The 16,567-nt window shown below is 51.3% G+C and carries 14 protein-coding genes; 12 read left to right on the top strand and 2 right to left on the bottom strand.

What is annotated here, in order from left to right; genetic code table 11:
- Positions 1–42: 42 nt before the first annotated feature.
- The 11 genes from J5M72_RS22395 to J5M72_RS22340 all read left to right on the top strand — a co-directional run bounded on the left by J5M72_RS22395 (position 43) and on the right by J5M72_RS22340 (position 10,465).
- Positions 43–1,284, top strand: a complete 1,242-nt coding sequence (locus tag J5M72_RS22395; RefSeq protein WP_207867134.1) for a tyrosine-type recombinase/integrase — start codon at positions 43–45, stop codon at positions 1,282–1,284.
- 271 nt (positions 1,285–1,555) lie between these two features.
- Positions 1,556–2,428, top strand: coding sequence for a hypothetical protein (locus J5M72_RS22390; RefSeq protein ID WP_207867133.1), 873 nt, complete (start codon positions 1,556–1,558; stop codon positions 2,426–2,428).
- Positions 2,429–2,594: 166 nt separating this feature from the next.
- Positions 2,595–3,947 carry a DUF6161 domain-containing protein gene (locus tag J5M72_RS22385; protein ID WP_207867132.1) on the top strand — a complete coding sequence of 451 codons (1,353 nt, stop codon included), beginning with the start codon at positions 2,595–2,597 and terminating at the stop codon, positions 3,945–3,947.
- 183 nt (positions 3,948–4,130) lie between these two features.
- Positions 4,131–4,379, top strand: coding sequence for a helix-turn-helix domain-containing protein (locus J5M72_RS22380; protein WP_207867131.1), 249 nt, complete (start codon positions 4,131–4,133; stop codon positions 4,377–4,379).
- Positions 4,376–4,645, top strand: a complete 270-nt coding sequence (locus tag J5M72_RS22375; RefSeq protein ID WP_207867130.1) for an AlpA family phage regulatory protein — start codon at positions 4,376–4,378, stop codon at positions 4,643–4,645. Before J5M72_RS22380 ends, J5M72_RS22375 begins: the two co-directional genes overlap by 4 nt.
- The gene (locus J5M72_RS22370) at positions 4,642–5,250 is read left to right on the top strand and encodes a hypothetical protein (protein ID WP_207867129.1); all 609 of its coding nucleotides are present in this window, start codon (positions 4,642–4,644) and stop codon (positions 5,248–5,250) included. The genes J5M72_RS22375 and J5M72_RS22370 overlap by 4 nt, the downstream gene beginning before the upstream one ends.
- Positions 5,247–5,552, top strand: coding sequence for a hypothetical protein (locus J5M72_RS22365; RefSeq protein ID WP_207867128.1), 306 nt, complete (start codon positions 5,247–5,249; stop codon positions 5,550–5,552). Before J5M72_RS22370 ends, J5M72_RS22365 begins: the two co-directional genes overlap by 4 nt.
- Before the next feature lie 530 nt (positions 5,553–6,082).
- Positions 6,083–6,367: a hypothetical protein gene (locus J5M72_RS22355; RefSeq protein ID WP_207867126.1), complete on the top strand. Its 285-nt coding sequence runs from the start codon at positions 6,083–6,085 to the stop codon at positions 6,365–6,367.
- The gene (locus J5M72_RS22350) at positions 6,364–6,636 is read left to right on the top strand and encodes a DUF3077 domain-containing protein (protein WP_207867125.1); all 273 of its coding nucleotides are present in this window, start codon (positions 6,364–6,366) and stop codon (positions 6,634–6,636) included. Before J5M72_RS22355 ends, J5M72_RS22350 begins: the two co-directional genes overlap by 4 nt.
- The gene (locus tag J5M72_RS22345) at positions 6,633–9,515 is read left to right on the top strand and encodes a DUF927 domain-containing protein (protein ID WP_207867124.1); all 2,883 of its coding nucleotides are present in this window, start codon (positions 6,633–6,635) and stop codon (positions 9,513–9,515) included. Before J5M72_RS22350 ends, J5M72_RS22345 begins: the two co-directional genes overlap by 4 nt.
- A 95-nt stretch (positions 9,516–9,610) precedes the next feature.
- Entirely contained in the window at positions 9,611–10,465 is an 855-nt protein-coding gene (locus J5M72_RS22340) for a hypothetical protein (protein WP_207867123.1), read from the top strand.
- Between the two features lie 460 nt (positions 10,466–10,925).
- Here J5M72_RS22340 and J5M72_RS22335 read toward each other — a convergent pair whose 3' ends face one another.
- Complete coding sequence (locus J5M72_RS22335) at positions 10,926–14,747, bottom strand: hypothetical protein (RefSeq protein WP_207867122.1); 3,822 nt, start codon at positions 14,745–14,747, stop codon at positions 10,926–10,928.
- Positions 14,748–14,895: 148 nt separating this feature from the next.
- Positions 14,896–15,765, bottom strand: coding sequence for a nucleotide-binding protein (locus J5M72_RS22330; protein WP_207867121.1), 870 nt, complete (start codon positions 15,763–15,765; stop codon positions 14,896–14,898).
- A gap of 246 nt (positions 15,766–16,011) precedes the next feature.
- On the opposite strand from J5M72_RS22330, the gene J5M72_RS22325 reads away from it, so the two are divergent.
- Positions 16,012–16,341, top strand: a complete 330-nt coding sequence (locus J5M72_RS22325) for a hypothetical protein (protein WP_207867120.1) — start codon at positions 16,012–16,014, stop codon at positions 16,339–16,341.
- Positions 16,342–16,567 lie beyond the last annotated feature (226 nt).

Raw genomic sequence — 16,567 nt, 5'->3', positions numbered from 1 at the left:
TGCTTGTATCCTGACGAAATCACCGAACTTTGGGATACAAGGATGAAACGCGCAGACATCAAGCGCCGCCCTCTCGCCGATACCACACTTGCCGGGCTAGAGCCTGAATCAAAGGAATACCGAGAACTGGATGGAAACGGCTTGTACTTCCGGGTCAAGCCAGACGGGGGCAAGTCATGGCAACTCCGGTACAAGCGCCCTGCAGGTAACTGGGCATGGATGGGCCTCGGCGGTTATCCAGAAGTTAGCGGCGCGCTTGCCCGTGAAAAAGCAGCCGATCTACGAAAGGTTGTCAGTAGCGGTGCCGACCCTCTTGAACAAAAGCGCTCCGCAAAAGCGGCAATCGATGCCGCCCGAACTCGAACCTTCAGAGCGGCTGCGGAAGCTTGGCTCAAGGCAAAAGAGGAAAAAGGTCTCGCCTCCTCTACTCTCAACAAAATCCGCACCTACCTCGACAAAGACATCCTTCCGGCGCTGGGTAATAAACCTCTGGACGAAATAACACGAACCGATTGTGCAAATCTCCAAGCATCCCTCGAAGCTCGGGAGGCGCATAACGTAGCGGAAAAGTGTCGGACGTGGGTAAACCAGATCTTTGGCAGAGCAATCGGCTTGGGACTGACAGAAAACGATCCTGGTAGCCGTCTACGCGACATCGCGGCTCAAGCACCGAAGACTCAACAACACCCTCATTTGCTAGAGCCCGAACTCGGCGATTTTCTCAACGCTTTAAAACACACCCCTAGCAGACTCACCGCTCGGACCGCGGCATGGCTTTGCATTTGGACAGCCTCGAGGCCGGGAATGATTCGTCTAGCGGAGTGGAAAGAATTTGATCTCGATAAAGCTCTGTGGACTACACCGGCATCGAAGATGAAGATGCGCCGAGATTTCGTGTGCCCCCTTCCGCGCCAAGCACTAGTCGCACTGAGAGAGCTGCACTCTTTAACCGGGCGTAGCCGCTGGTTGTTTCCTGGAGTTGGTGCCAAGAACCCGACTATCAGTGAAAACACGATAAATAAGGTATTCGCGACCATTGGCTATAAAGGACGTCTTGTTGGCCACGGCACACGGCATACGGCTAGCACCCTGCTGCGTGAACACGGATGGCCAAAGGAACATGTGGAGGCCCAATTAGCCCACAAAGAAGAGGGTATCTCGGGGGTCTATAACAAAGCTCAGTACCTCGAGCAACGGACAGCAATGATGCAGTGGTATGCCGATCATCTGGACAAACTACAGAACGGGATCGTCGCGTCGGGCGAGCTTGGAAAGGCGATTTGACCTTGCAGACTCCGAAACCTCAAAAAAGCGGTGTTCCGCGTGTTCCGCGTGTTCCGCGTGTTCCAAAGTTGCTGAAAGCTTTTAATTTCAAGGCGCTCAGCGGTGGAACACGAATAGTGCTGAACTGGAACACGTGGGCAAAGACACAAAAAATGTGTTCCACAGCCGAGAAGAGGTACCCACGAATTCCCCCGTTCTCGCTGACGGCATCACAGCTCTGCCGGGCGCAAGCGCTCGCTTTTTTCGATCACGGAAACGGGGCGAGGGGTGAATGTTGAAAGAAAAATTTTACTTGAGCGCTCCTCTCGACATCGAAGGTTGGGAGGTTGCCGAGATGTTCGAGGGATTCACGCTCTATGACGAGTTTTCCTATCGCATTGATGATGCTCTCGAACTCATCCGCCAAGGTCAGGAGCACTGGGGAAGTCATCAGCAACATGGAGAGTGGTCTGTTGAGTCCGTCCGGGTACTAACGAATGTAAGAAGGCTTGCATCCAACATAAGCCAACAATTTGAACGTTCCACGGACGATTTGCCTCGCTGCATCAGTTGGACGATAGGTGAATCATCCAATTCGAATATCACTGATAGCCAGTTCATCGCCGCGCTAGCGATTGATCGCGCCTGTCGAGCAATAGAGACGCTGGAGAGGTGGTTGAGAGGTTTTGATACAGATCTGAGCTCTGGGAATCTTGAGCTTCTGCCAGCGTTGATTGCAGAAATACCGGAGGATTTTGCTGCGCTCGTGGAAGAGCTACGCCATGAACAAGCGTATCTGGAAATAGAAACCCGAGAGAATGTAGCAGACTTGACGGGTACAGCTCGCCATTACATGACATTGGCGAACATCTACGCCTCTCCAGTTTTGAGTACCGCCGATAGAGCCCGAATCAGCGCAATCGCGCGCAAGGCGGGAAAGAGTTCGGCGGCGATACGTCGCGAGGCCTCCATAGATCGCAATCAAAGCATTTGCGCCCACGCTAGACGTTTACTATGTGATGGTCGATCGGAAAGAGAGATCGTAGGAATTATTGCTGGCACCGACTCTGCGCTTAAAGCCTTGGGAGGCACGGTTAAGCTCTCCACAAAGCAAATTCGCAACATCCTGATTACAGAAGGTGTGCTCTGCTCAACAGAACGATAGCCCATGCGGATGCTCTTGCTTATATCGCAACTGAACGTATTTATAGGCGAAGCGGCTTCCAAAACGCAGTGAGTCTCATATGCGTCCTTAACGCAAGACTCTCTGCTAAAAATGGCATGTAAATCAGCTATCATCCATGGACTACAATCAGGGAAGAGAACGACCTATGGCACAGCCTTCGGTAAAACCTCTAATAAATGATAAAGAGAAAAAATTTAAAGACAGCGCAACCTTTCAGGCTTACATCAACAATGAAATAGCTCATTGGAAATGGCTCCAAGAAATCCAAGGCAACAACCGTGGCTACACTGCCGAGATATACAATATTTTTTTCTTTTCAAAACTAAGACCGCTACTCGATAGATTTGAAGAAAGCCACCCGAACTTCGGGGAATTTTCTCTAGGCTCCGCGAGCGAACCCTACATCGAAAGTACAAGCAAAGAAGGACTGCTAATTCAAAAAACTCGTGAGAGCTACGGCGATATTACAGCGGCATTTTTGATAATTTACATAACACAAAAAAACAGAAACATAATTTTTGCGAACGGTAATCTTCGCACCTTCACAGAGGTTTCAGGACTTGCGTACGAAAAAGCTGTGGCAATTCAAATTGCCGTTTCAAATGACGACACCACCGGACTAATAAAAAACTCTAAAATTCAAGCCCTAAATAAGGTGCTTGAAAAATTTACGGAGGACGCAGAATCCTCATTAGAAAATATAAATGATCAACAAATAGAAATAGAAAACCACATTAAATCCGTAAAAGAAAATATCAATCACGAAGCGAATGGAATTCAAAGATCCTTCAAACGCAGAAATAAGGTTTATAGGCGCTATGCAAGTAAATTTAAAAATGAAGCGGCGCAATCACTTGACGACGCCAAACACCGCTTAGATTCTGCCAAAGCGGCTTATGACGATCAAGTCGATCTCGATGCATCCGTACAGTACTGGATCAATCGCAAAAAAAATCACTCAAAATTCAAGTTTCTTTGGTTTCTAGCAATTATAGCTTCCATGACGTTCACATTTTCGTCGCTCCTCACATACTATAGCTTTGGTGGAGCCGCCGGCATTTCAAAATATATACATACTCAAGCCGATTCGATAGCACCTAACCCTGAAGCCAAAAACCCAACTCCGAGTTCTGTCGCCGCACCTACGACTGCCACCCCTTTACTTCTTGGCCAAACAAAATCTGAACTCTCTTTAGCTATAGCCGACATCGCTGGCGCAGCGCTACTGATTACCCTACTTGGCGTACTAATACGAATAACCTTACGTCAATTTAATACTCACTCACACTTCGCACTTGACGCCGCCGAGCGCATCACATTCACAAAAACCTATTTGGCACTATTAAGTGAGGGAAAATTAAAAGCTGACGAGGATAGACGCTTAATTCTAGAAAGTTTGTTTAGATCATCCCAACCAGGCAGCTTAGTTGAAATCCCCTTTTCAAGCCCCATAGAACTAATACTTAAAACTCTATCAGATAAAAAACCTTCATCGTGAACAATTCATAAAAAACTAGACAATTGGATGAGGGGACGCTGACGACTGATACCTAGCCTCACCAAGACCAGCACGGACGGTGAGCAATTTAAATACTCCAAAAAAGGAAGTGAACCGCCGTTCGTTTCCCTTTTCCGATTTAGCGTTAGCCCTGTAACTCTCCATGACTACAGGAAACGCTGAATGACCGTCGCAACGCCTCAATCCCTTACCCCGCTTTCGCCTTCAGCCACTGATCTGCTCACCCCGGATCAAGTGGCCGCCACTCTAGGATTATCGCATCGCACACTCGCAGCCTGGCGTAGTTCGCGCCGCAATCCGCTGCCGTACGTAAAAGTCGGAAGCCGCGTGCGTTATCGACCTAAAGATGTGTCAACGTGGCTGGAAAGCCGCACACACAGCGCTGAAGCAACTGCGAGGAACGAGAAATGAAAACCTCTCGCCTCCGCTCCTCTGCAAACGATTCCACGCCAATCGATCCATCGCTGACGTTCATCCGTATTAGCGAGGTCATGAGTATCGTCGGTCTCGCCCGCCCGACTATCTACAAGCTGATGAATGAGCCTGAAAGTGGTTTTCCAAAAACCGTAAAGCTCACAAACAGCAACGCTCGCGGCGCCCCAGTCGCCTGGGTTTTGTCCGAAGTCCAAGCGTGGGCACGTGGTCGCATTGAAGCCCGTGATGAGGTGGCCGCATGAAGCGTATTTACTGCCCATTCAAAGGGCCCTTCCACGACTCCTACAGCGTCGGCTTTCAGCTCTACGATCAAGGCGGCATCAATTGGCGGCATCGCACCATCGCCGGCGTAAGCTGGAACGGTGAAGAAAAAGAGGCGTTCTTTTTCAATCCTGACGGCCTCGTTTTGCCGCTCACTCCCAATGCCTGGGAACTGCCAGAGATCATCCGCAAACACGCTATACGCCGCGAGTTTTCCAGCGTTCATGGCCATGGTCATTTCGCGATGAAAGAAGGCCGCCGTGCTGGGCTAAGTCAATTCGCACTCAACAACTGGGTCACCTACTGGCTGATCGATCAGAAGGACGGCTACTCGAATGACCCTCAAGTCTGGAGCCAGCTCGTTGAAAAGGACATTGAGCAAGAGAAGATCATAAACGAACGGCTCTACACAGACCTACGAATCACGTCCGATCTCACCCAATACATGCAAACGTGCCTGAACGAGAGGCGCAATGTGCTCGCCGAGCGGCACCGTCGCCGCTGCGCAGAAGACAGCAAGATCGCCGCGTGGCTCAAAGGTGAAACTCCGCCCCCATTGTTTGCCAACGTGCAGGAGGCAGCATGAGCCGATCTGTTGCCACTCAAGCGTTGATGCATCCCTTTTCAGTTCTGCGCCGCATTGGTTTTTCATCCGCCATGATGCAGCACCTCGAACGCCATCGCAGCCGACAGGAAAAACAGGGCCGCGTTGTCAGCGTACTTAGCTGGGCCGACGGCACCTGGTGCGCCCTCACGCTCCACTGCGAAAACATCGGTGCGGTGATCGTCGACGAAGGCCAGCAAACGGAAGCCTACGAAGACGCCCGCTCGATGCTCGATGACGGCTTCCTGCCCCTGCTCAACCTGCGTTGGGAAGCCCACGCCTGAAACGAAAACGCCCCCGGCGGCAACCGGGGGCGTTTGAGATCAATCTTTATGCCCGGTCAATTTATGTCGCATCAAAAAAATGCGCAAGGCTTCGTGCTGGTTGCGCTCGTAAAAACTCGGAGTTATCCTGCCGCCGTCGCTGCAAATTCAGCGACCGGGCGTAGGAACCCGAGAATTAGTAGGCGCATCAGCGCCCAGATCACAACTGCAGGCGTTTTTTTTCGCCCGCAGTATCGTGTTATGGCGGCTGTGTGTGGGCAGGCTTCGGCCTGGCCGGGTGCCTACTATCCCGGTATTCCTACCCCGCGCACAGCTGCCACCCAATCCCGTAGGAAGGACGGTGGCGGCTCCAGTCTGAAAGTAGGAGCCTCACCCATGCACGCCCTCATTCCGTCCAAAAATCGCGCCGCTGCACACCGTGCAATGGCTCTCGCCGCTCTACACGCCAACTCCAGTCTTGCTACTCGTCTCGCACGCTATAACGCACACATGGCCAAAGCTCGCGCTCTCGAAGCCGCAGGCGGTGCCCAATGAATAACGCTCTGAGTTTTGCCCTGCCCGAAGATCTGCTCTGCGTGAATCCAACCGCTGAAGCCGGCGTGCCCATCGATGCTATTACTTGCGCCATCGACCGCGCTGACTCGGTACTCACGCTGCTTGAGGATCACTTCGAAAACGATTCCTCGCGCCTTGCAAATCACGTCATCGCCGCTGTCCTCTGGGACGTGCGTGGCACCCTCGGCCTGATCAAAACGCTGGCCATGCACGGCGACACCACCTCAACACCTGCGGTGCAGAAAGGCGGTGCGCTATGACCACCTCCACCACCCTGGGTCACGCCACCTTTTCCCGCGTTAACACCACTGACCTGAAGCTGTTTCGCGTCAATGCCGGTGTTCCGGTCGAAGACGCACTAGAGATGGTGTCGTTGCTTCAGCATCACGCGAATCAACTCAATTTCGACGCCGCCATGAGTGATAACGGCGAGCGCTTCAGCTGGCCCGCCCTATACCTGGGCGAGATGGCCAAAGCGCTGATCGACGACATCAACGACGCGCTGTTTCTGCCGAGGGCTGAGCCATGAGTCAGCGATCGAACAACGCTAAACGCCCAAGCTTTGCCGACGTGAAAACCGCCGCGCTGAAAGATATTGAGCGTGTCTTGTCGAACTGGCTGCCCAACGGCAAGCGCGTGGATGGCGGCAAGGAATACACCGCCCCCAATCCAACCCGCAGCGACAAGCGCGCCGGATCGCTCAAGGTAAATTTAAGCAAGGGCACCTGGGCCGACTTCGCCACCGGCGACAAAGGCGGCGACATGATCGATTTGGTGCGCTATCTGGACGGCGGCACCGACGTTGAAGCCTGCCACAAACTAGCGGACTGGCTGAACGTTGCGCCCGGAGCCGCCAAGACCAAGACCATCCCAAGCAAGCCTAAGGCCCCGGCATGGAATGCCATCCAGCCGATCCCCACCGAGGCCATGAACAAATGCCCGGTAAAGCACCGTGAACACGGCGTGCCCTCCAAGGTGTGGATCTACCGAGACGAGCAGGCGCAACCCCTTATGGCGCTGTATCGCTTTGATCTCGGCCCCGATGAAGACGGCAAGCCGAAGAAAGTCTTCGCGCCCCTCACGTGGTGTCAGCGCGCTGATAGCCAAACCAAGCAATGGCGCTGGCAGGGTCTCCCGGATCCGCGCCCGCTGCTGCACCTTGATGAACTGGCCCTGCGCGCTGACGCACCGGTGATCCTGTGCGAAGGCGAGAAAGCGGCCGATGCCGCCGCCGAGCTGTTGCCGAACTACGTGGCCACCTGCTGGCCGAACGGATCCAACTCTTGGCACAAAGCTGATCTGACAACACTCAAGGGCCGCACGGTCGTGTTGTGGCCCGACAACGACAGCAGCGGCACATCGTGCATGGAAGACGTCGCCAAAAAGCTGCACGAGATCGGTGCGGAATCGGTACGGCTCGTTGCGCTGACTGTGTTCAAGCGAAAACCCACGTTGAAGGACGATCAAGCAGCGTTTGCCAAAGGTGGCAGGTGGGACGACGGGGACGATGCTGCCGACGCGCTCGTTAAGGGCTGGACGGCGGCGCACGTCGCGGAGCTGGAGCGTGACGGCAGTCTTTTCGTCTCTCCTACTAATGAATCGTTTGACGAGCCCGCAGAACCGAAAGTCGCAGCCAAGCAACCGGCAAAATCAAAAACCGACTTGCTGCCCGGCGGCTTTAGATTGGCCCCCGAAGGCGTGTTCTATACCGGGGATGATGGTGAGTCGCGACCGGTTTGCTCATCCTTGGAGATCCTCGCTCGTACCCGTGACGATAAGGGCCACAACTGGGGTTTGCTGGTTGAGTTCGACGACCCAGACGGAGCGAAAAAGCGCTGGAATATTCCCGCCCGCAACATGACCGGAGACTTTGGCAAGGATGTTTTAGGGCCACTTGTGGACATGGGATTGCGCTTACCCGGTACTCGATCAGGCCGTAACGCGCGCAACGATCTCCAAAGCTATCTGCAAGGTTTCGACAGCAACGAGCGGGCGCGTTTGGTCACTCGCCTTGGATGGCATGGACCTGCGTACCTGCTGCCTGATCAGCAGATCGGCAACAGTCACGAACACCTGTTTTTCTGCGACTCCGGTGCTCAGCTTCCTCCGATCAGCGAGGCCGGGACGCTGGAGCAATGGCAGCAACAAATCGGAGCGCTGTGCGTTGGCAACCATCGCTTGGCGTTCGTCGTCAGCGTGGCCTTCGCCGGGCCGCTGTTGCACTTGCTGGGTCACGAATCAGGCGGCTTCCACCTTTATGGCGATAGCTCCGGCGGTAAGACGACACACCTGCAAGTCGCCGCGTCGATTTACGGCGGGCCTCGATTGGTCCGGTCATGGCGTTCGACAGATAACGCTTTGGAGTCCATTGCCGCTGCGCACTCAGACGGCGTACTGGTACTCGACGAAATCGGTATGTGCGATCCGCGCATCATCGGAGAAACGGTGTACATGCTCGGCAATGGCACGGGCAAGGCTCGCGCTAATGACAGAGGACAAGCAGGCCGACAGGTGCAGGAATGGCGGTTGTTATTCCTCTCGACCGGTGAGAAGACGCTCGCGCAGCACATGGCCGACGCCAATAAAGAGCTCAAAGCGGGGATGGAGATCCGAATGCTGGCCGTGCCTGCGGACGCGAGCAAAGGCCTGGGAATGTTCGACGTATTGAGCGGTTTCGAAGACGCCGCCGCCCTGTCAGACGCCCTCAAGGCTCGCGTAGCCAAGTACTACGGCACGCCACTGACTGCTTTCCTGTCGGCGCTGTGTAAGCCCGGCGAAATGCTCGGCTGGACAGCCATCTTGCGTCGCACTGTTGAGCGCTTTATCGCCAAGGCGCTACCTGAGTCGGCCAGTGGACAAGCACACCGAGCTGCTGCTCGTTTCGGCCTTGCCGCTGCCGCTGGTGAGCTGGCGACAGCACTGGGCGTGACCGGCTGGCCGGAAGGCACCGCCACCACAGCAGCTCAGGTTTGCCTGAACGCTTGGCTCGAAGAACGAGGTGGCGCCGGAAACATGGAAGGTGACGCCATCGTGAGCCGACTACAACAGGTCATTGAGCGATTCGGTGAAAGCCGCTTCACCCGATGGGACGGGCTCGCGGCCAAAACCGACGATCACGCTCCACGAACCGCCGACCGACTCGGCTTCCGGCGTACGGTTGAACACGGTATGGGCGACGGTGTTTACACGCTTGTTACCTACTACTTCCTACCAACCGCGTGGAGAGCGGAAGTTTTCAAGGGCATGAGCCTCACCTTGGTCAATCGTGAACTGATCGAACGCGGAATTTTGGAAGCCAGTGCAGAAGGCCGTGCTGCGCAGTCTGTGCGGCTTCCCGGCTTGGCCAGAACTAGAGCCTACGTAGTACATGCCAACGCTCTCCTCACCTCTGAAACCGAAGCCGCTTAAGGCTGAGGCATCAGCAGGGAAAGCCGGCCGCTATGGGTCTGGCCAGCCCAAACCAAACCGAACGAACCATCAATTTAAGATACGGAAATTTTCAAATGAGCGAATATCAGAAGCAACTCAAGCAACATCAAATCGACATCGAACAACTCAAAAAGCAGTTACCGAGCCTACGAGAAAATGCCCAAGAAGCTAAAAAGGCATTCGCACGAAGCCGCGCCGGTAGGCCCGAATACCCCCATGAAATTGTTGACGCTTACAACAACGTCAAAACGGCGATTGAGGCGCACACATCCGAGATCAAGCGGCTACAAATTCTGATTGAGTGGGAAGACGGTGTGCGATTCGCGAACACCAATATCAAAAAGGCTCAGAAGGAAATCAGCCAAGCGCAGACAGATCTCCAAAAGCTGCAGGATAAGCGTGCAAAGCTTTCAACCAAACTTCAGAAACTAGAGAACGAAAAACGCACCGAAATTGAGAAAGCTCAGTCTGCTGAGCAACAAGCGGCAGCCGGTTATGCCGCGGCATTGAGTGAAGGAGACGACGCGGACGAACAACGAGCGGAGAAGCTTCTCAAACAGGCATCAGAGGCCCTGACGCTGGCGACACGCGGTAAACGCGGAGTGGCAACGGTTGTGAATGCCTTGACGGCCGAAGTCGAAAAGCTCAATGAAACTATCACCGTCACCAAACAGCACTTGACCGATCTGCGCCAAGACCAGCTGCGAGCAGTTCGCTTCCTCTGGGCCGACCGCCTGGACAAAGCCGCTCAGGACTTTGCAAACGTTGCAGCACAGTTGTCCGCCGCCGAAAAAGCACTGGGCCGTTATAGCTCGCTGCAGGATCTTTACCTGCCATTGCAGGCGCCTATGGGTCGGCAACACATTAGCCAAAGTGAAATCCGTGAGAAGGCAAACGCGATCTCTATCGAGCAGCTACTGGCTGCGTGACCATCTATGCATCGCCGCGACAGGCGGTGATGCTCTCCCCTCCAACCGGAACAGCATTCGCGGAACACCAAACGTGTTCCGCGCAACTGGTGTTCCGGTTGTTCGCATTTGGTGTTCCACCTCTGAAAGCCTTGAAAGACGTGGCCTCCAGTAAATCTGGAACACATGGAACACACGGAACACCTGTATTTACACACCTCCGCATTAGCATTCCCCTCGCCCCTTTTCACAGCGTGAACCTTCAGCGAGAACGGGCGCGGCAGGTAGCTCCGGATCTTCGAAGGTCTGCCCTGACTTCATCGCAGCCTGCGCACCCGACACGGCAGATTTTACGGGTCCTCCCAAAGGGGGGCCCCCTACACGGGTTATCAGACTCGCAGCTTTCCTCTAGCTGAGACTTTCGTAGAGATGTCCGTCTTTATAAAGGAGTTACTGCCACGCTGGCATGACGTGTACCAAATCACTCAAAACGCTGCTCGCGTGTTAAATCTTGACTAGCCTCTTTTTCTCGCTGAGCCTTAATGAACTTCCCAGCAAGAATAATTTTCTCTTCCACTACAACACGCACTTCTACCATTGGAAAATCTAAAAGCGCTGAAAAAGCTTTCGCCCTCAACTCTAAAATATCAGCCAATGAATTCGTCCATGAGTCAGGGCTAATCTTTTCAAAGAACACTTCTATAATGTCGATTTTATTAGCAGCTGCTGCCAATACCGCTAGCGCATGCTCGCTAATTAAAAATCCTTTTGGAGGATCAATATTTTGGAGACTATCAGCAACTGGCAAATACACAGTTAACGCAGAAGCGATAAACTGAAGCTTTTGTTCATCCTTCTCACACCAATCAATTAGCCGATGGACAGGCACAGAATTTAACGGAGAAGCCTCTCTAGAAACCCTATCTTTAAAAAAAACATGAACCGCTTGTTCAACAGGCTTATCTTTTCGAAAAATTCTATCCAGCAACAATTCTGGAAAATTTTTAACAACAGTTTCGATTATATTTAAAATTTCAAAATTATATAAACGATACGACATCAACCCCTCGTATAGCACATCTATGATCTCGACAACTTTAGTAGTTATCACAGAGACTGAAAGACAAACAGCCAACACTAAATCGATGCTATGACTGGGGAGGCCTTTAATTTCATTTCGATGCATCGTCAAAAGAACATGGAGTGAGTTGGTCCCTATAGATACCAACTCATCTGACGGAGAATAGCTATTACCTTTCTCAGCAAAAAACCTCATACCTAAGATATCCAGCGAAGTCAGAACACCGCAATCCAACCTATTTATGGATGTTAATATGCAACATAAATCAGAGTCGGAAATATTGCTGTGAGCTTGGCCATGTCCAAGCTGTCGAAAGCGCCACGCATCTACCTCTTTACTGTCAGCTAATAAAATAAGCTTTTGGATGCCCCAATCATCTATAGGGCTGGCGCACAGCAAAAATATGAAATAAGGAGAAAGCTCAGGTGCCTCAAGAACGCATTGCAGAATGAAGCGAGCACATTCAGTATCTGCGGAGTACACCTCATTAATAAAGCCTGCGAATAACCCTGGCTCTATAGTTTCCTGCTTTTGGTCTCTCATCAATTGCAGAAGATACTCAAACATTCCATACGGATCACTACTCCCTCGCGCAAGCCCTTTACCAAACAACCGAAGTGAATCGATTTGTTTACTCCACAACTTATCTCCGATTGATTCGAGTAGCCTGTAGTCCGACGCAGCGCGGACACCTAATAAAATAACCCTTTCATGAATCGCATCCACTTGCGCGGTATAATTATCTGAAAAACTTTCCGACTGATCCCAAGTATTGGTTAGTGCATAAGCCTCAATCTCAGCATTAACCCCCATGGGAGCCGTCAATTTTTCCAGCGCTTCCAAGCGAAGTAAAAGCTCACCGCCAAAATTTTTACCACGAAACTTAATGGTCCGTTGTATGGATCTCCAAATTTCAGTCCACTTTCCTTCAGCGCCATACTTTTTAATCACTTCCTCCAATTCTTCAATGCATCCCGCGAAGGACCACAACCCCATAAAATGCCTTGCAATTAGAGTTTTCGCGAGTGACTGCGTTTTTTTATCTGTAGATTCCAGACAAGCGTGAAGTTGCTTGATAAACCCTCTATACCAAGCCTGGCCTTCACTCTTATTTGCTGGGACCCAACCATATGTTCTAGTCCTCGCACCAAAATTAAAACTAGCTGAAGATGACCAATTAGAAACTTGAAAAGCAGAGTCAAATAACTTTTCTGCAATTTCCTGATGACGACCATTACTCGAAACTATTAGCTGCCCAGCAACTTTCTGCCGTAACGAAGGTGGCGCATTAGTCCCTGACAAATAAAGAGAAAACAACTGATCAAGCCTACCAACAATACTATTATTATTCTCATCAACCTTCTCAGACTCAGCAAACTTCAATATAACCTGCACAGCTCTATCAAACAAACTTTCATCATAAGCAATTTTACATAACAAATTCACAAACCGATTGAAAGACTTATTATCTCTAGATGCAAACCCCTTCTCATTCGACGCCAAATCAATTGCATTAAGAACCACAACAGGAAATACCGGAGCTATATATTCCAAAGCCTGCAACTGTTCATCGTTACAAGTTGCTACATCCTGCAAAGGCCCTCCAAACCTAACCCAAGAGCCCGCCAAATCATAAGCCAGGTCTATATCGTGCAAATAACCAATTCTGTGCGCACACGACACTAATAGCCGTGAATTCTCAGGTTTAAACAACTCAGAATTTATCTCATCTACTGAAATATTCTCCAAAGCTCGCTTTGCCAGCCGATTGGCAAGAGCATGTGGAAGCACGGCACGCCAATTTCCGCGTTTTTGTGACAGTTGTCGCCTCAACAACTCTGCGTGAGATTTATATAGCTCGCGTCGACTCGCCCCACCAATTAAAGCCAAAACCTCCAGCTCGTTATTCAATAACGCCGAGTCCACATTGAATGAATATACAAGCGATAAAATCGCAGCATGCTCCATTAAATTTTCACTGCTTTCCTTTCGCTGGGTAAACAAACGGTAAAACAGCTCCTCATCGGTAAAATTTGAAAGTGTTTCACCTGCCTTTACCCGGTCAGCCAACGCTAATGCAATACGGGCGTTACCTCCGGCAAACTCTGATATCTTATCGGCATTAGGCGGCCCCAGATTTGGAAATCGTTTCTGCACCAACTTTGAAACATTTCCCTCACTAGATGGCTCCATATGGAACACCATAGTTTCTTCTGGGTGATCATCAGAAATATCATACTCAATAGTTAATAAACTTAGTTTTACACCGCCTTTAAAAATCAGCTTCTGCAACCTTCGATGAACATCAGGAGGACAATTATCTAGCACAACATAGGCGCAAAAATTATTAGCAATCAGATAGGAAACCAACTCTGAGGCAGAAGGAGAGATCTCATCACCCAAATCTGCATAGATCACATCGGTCGAAGGAATCGCATCTTTGCCAACACTTGACTCAAATAGTGCCTGAGCAAAACGTGTTTTCCCTACTCCCGACAGGCCAGTAATACGTACTACGCTCCCAGCGGCGCGAAGCTGCTTACGTACCAAATTTATCCCATCTAGTAATGACACAGGGTCCGCCATACCAGAACTTTTATCCAGAATGCAGGGGTGTTCATCCTGTAGGAAATCATCAGAGCCAGCAGGAGCGGACGTCCATCGGCCGAATGGAAGCCAACCTGATAATTGTTTACCTAATTTTGATCGAACCCATAAACCAACGCCAGGATGTTGCCGTAGCCAAACGGCTAAGCGATCCCTACCGTAAAAATCGACGACTAGATTATTTTTATCCTTTAAATCAACAAGTGCTGCCTTCATGCCTGCTACACGCTCAGAAAGCATTTTATCGGTGCAGTCATCTTTCCCACTTACAATTATGTAAGCGCCATTCTTGCCTGCCAAGCTCTTAATAACTTCCTTTGGCTGCCCTTTGTATAGCATTTCCTTCTTACATGCAGCTTTGCCCATGCTGTTTTTCTTTACTTGAAATCCTGTATTATCTCGAACTACAAAACCCGGCTTCGTGAGACTTCCTGCCCCCCTAACATATACATCCAATCCACCATCCGGAGCCTCTTGAGCGCCTCCCCAAAATACACAGGAGGGCTGTATTTTTTGTCGAGACAACTCTGCTTCACACAATCTCGCCACCAACTCTCTTAGATCGCCGTCGGTAAGATCAGATATATCAGCCGGGTCGAGTTCAAAAAACTTCATGAAAGCACTCTTTTAAAGATTATTTTCGGACCCACTGCCCATGCATCCTGCGCGTGGACCAGTTTACGGCTACATTCAGCTTTTTAAGCACTCTTATAGGCTCAATTGATAGCTTTAATAAAAGTAGACTAATAATTGGAATCGACCATCATGATTTCATTACTTTGTTCCAATCAATATCGTATCCGGCTTCTTGAAGTTCCCGGCCCAATGCCTGCTTCCAATTGCCCTCCATCGATTCATAAACCACTCCAGCGTAATCAGTCGGAATTTCCAATGTCCCTCGCTTGAGCGCGCAGACTTTCCCTCGCCCAAGTCGACCAATGAAATATCCGAGCTCTAGGATCACATTTTGCCGAGCACGTGGCCCAGGTGTTCCCCCACGAACGCAGCCCTCATCATCAGGAGTGAGCAGCACCACAGCAAATCCAACATCACCGTATGCCTCTACTTTCTCGATGACGGTTCGTCCCTGGTTTGCTTGCTCATGCAAAATGACGGCTTCAAAACCAATTCTTTCGAGAAAACGAGCAACCATTTCGCGTGAACCATCATCATGGCCATGAACCACGAACACGCGACGCGAGAGCGCTTCAGAAACGGCCAATGTGGAAGTAGTGCCGTCGGATTCGAGCTCAAAGTCTGCGAGATCCTCTCTCAACGTCCGCTGGGCTTGATTTAGGAGAGCGATAGCTGTCTTGATGTGCTTCTCGATCGGCCCAATGTAATCGGGCGAGACGTCACCCGCCCAGAACCTTGGGTAGTACGTGAGTTGAGCAGCACCTTGAAAATGGTTGTAGGTGGATGTGTTTTCGCCAAAGCATCGTGCCAAGGTGTCCTTGATGGCTATCTCTAGACCTTCAAGCTCGGGCGTATTACCGCGACGAACTGTGTTCACCTCAAATGCTTCAAGCTCAGAAATTCGATCTTGGAGTCGATCGATTCCTCGCTCAATATTTTGACGGGACGGTTGAGGCTTTACAGCGGTTGGCATCGCTGGGGGCTTAGCTCGAGCCATCGAGGACATACTCCTTTAAGTGGTGAAGGCATTATTCCATAATGGGAAATGTGCCAGCATCCATCAGGCTGTATCCCTGCATGTATCCCTGACCATAAAACCTTGCTGCAAGCCACGGTTTATATGGTGCCCTACAGTCTCCCTCGGGCACCAAAATTAAAAAAGGTCTTGCTTAGCAAGGCCTTTTTTTTCGTCTGTCGGAAAGTGCCGCTGACCATCCGACGAGAACTCACACAGGTTCACCGTATGGAAACGTCACTGGAAACCGTCGCCCTGTTCTCCCTCAAACTCGCCTACGAAGAAGAAGGCCTGAGCCCGATTCTGCGGGATGACATGGTCATGGGCGACTATCAGAAAGACGTGTTCGAATTGTTGGTGCGCCGAGGTGATGTCGAGACGATCCAGTTCAAGATGAACGAGTGCCTGGCGCTGGCGATGGATGCGTTGGGTGGCGTCGAGACACCGTTGGGGCGGGAACTGCACAAGTTGTCGACCGACTTCAGTCAGGCGCAGTCGCTGGATCAGCTGGATCAGCCGCTCCTCGCGCTCAAGGGTTATTTGAAGGACGTTCTGTAATCAGACGTGCGATCTGAAGAAACAGCCCCTCGGACTACTTGCACACCTTTACCACTTGAATGTCGATGGGGAACCCGTCTGCTCCTTCCAGCTTCTTCCATCCCACGTATTGAAAAATCGCGTCACGATCGGTGGTATCGACCCTCTCCACCATGGCTCCGCCCGGCACCGCGACCTCTCTATAGATTGCGCAGTTGCCCTAATCGGGATGGGCGGTGTAGATCAC

Origin of the sequence: Pseudomonas sp. 58(2021), assembly GCF_017491585.1 — a bacterium.
Classification (GTDB): Bacteria; Pseudomonadota; Gammaproteobacteria; order Pseudomonadales; family Pseudomonadaceae; genus Aquipseudomonas; species Aquipseudomonas fluorescens_BT.
Note: the sequence above shows the minus strand (reverse complement) of the source record. Positions and strands in the feature narration are given on the sequence as shown.

Coding starts and splice junctions, on each gene's coding strand:
- J5M72_RS22395 (WP_207867134.1), top strand. CDS start 43: ATGAAACGCGCAGACATCAAGCGCCGCCCTCTCGCCGATACCACACTT.
- J5M72_RS22390 (WP_207867133.1), top strand. CDS start 1,556: ATGTTGAAAGAAAAATTTTACTTGAGCGCTCCTCTCGACATCGAAGGT.
- J5M72_RS22385 (WP_207867132.1), top strand. CDS start 2,595: ATGGCACAGCCTTCGGTAAAACCTCTAATAAATGATAAAGAGAAAAAA.
- J5M72_RS22380 (WP_207867131.1), top strand. CDS start 4,131: ATGACCGTCGCAACGCCTCAATCCCTTACCCCGCTTTCGCCTTCAGCC.
- J5M72_RS22375 (WP_207867130.1), top strand. CDS start 4,376: ATGAAAACCTCTCGCCTCCGCTCCTCTGCAAACGATTCCACGCCAATC.
- J5M72_RS22370 (WP_207867129.1), top strand. CDS start 4,642: ATGAAGCGTATTTACTGCCCATTCAAAGGGCCCTTCCACGACTCCTAC.
- J5M72_RS22365 (WP_207867128.1), top strand. CDS start 5,247: ATGAGCCGATCTGTTGCCACTCAAGCGTTGATGCATCCCTTTTCAGTT.
- J5M72_RS22355 (WP_207867126.1), top strand. CDS start 6,083: ATGAATAACGCTCTGAGTTTTGCCCTGCCCGAAGATCTGCTCTGCGTG.
- J5M72_RS22350 (WP_207867125.1), top strand. CDS start 6,364: ATGACCACCTCCACCACCCTGGGTCACGCCACCTTTTCCCGCGTTAAC.
- J5M72_RS22345 (WP_207867124.1), top strand. CDS start 6,633: ATGAGTCAGCGATCGAACAACGCTAAACGCCCAAGCTTTGCCGACGTG.
- J5M72_RS22340 (WP_207867123.1), top strand. CDS start 9,611: ATGAGCGAATATCAGAAGCAACTCAAGCAACATCAAATCGACATCGAA.
- J5M72_RS22335 (WP_207867122.1), bottom strand. CDS start 14,747: ATGAAGTTTTTTGAACTCGACCCGGCTGATATATCTGATCTTACCGAC.
- J5M72_RS22330 (WP_207867121.1), bottom strand. CDS start 15,765: ATGGCTCGAGCTAAGCCCCCAGCGATGCCAACCGCTGTAAAGCCTCAA.
- J5M72_RS22325 (WP_207867120.1), top strand. CDS start 16,012: ATGGAAACGTCACTGGAAACCGTCGCCCTGTTCTCCCTCAAACTCGCC.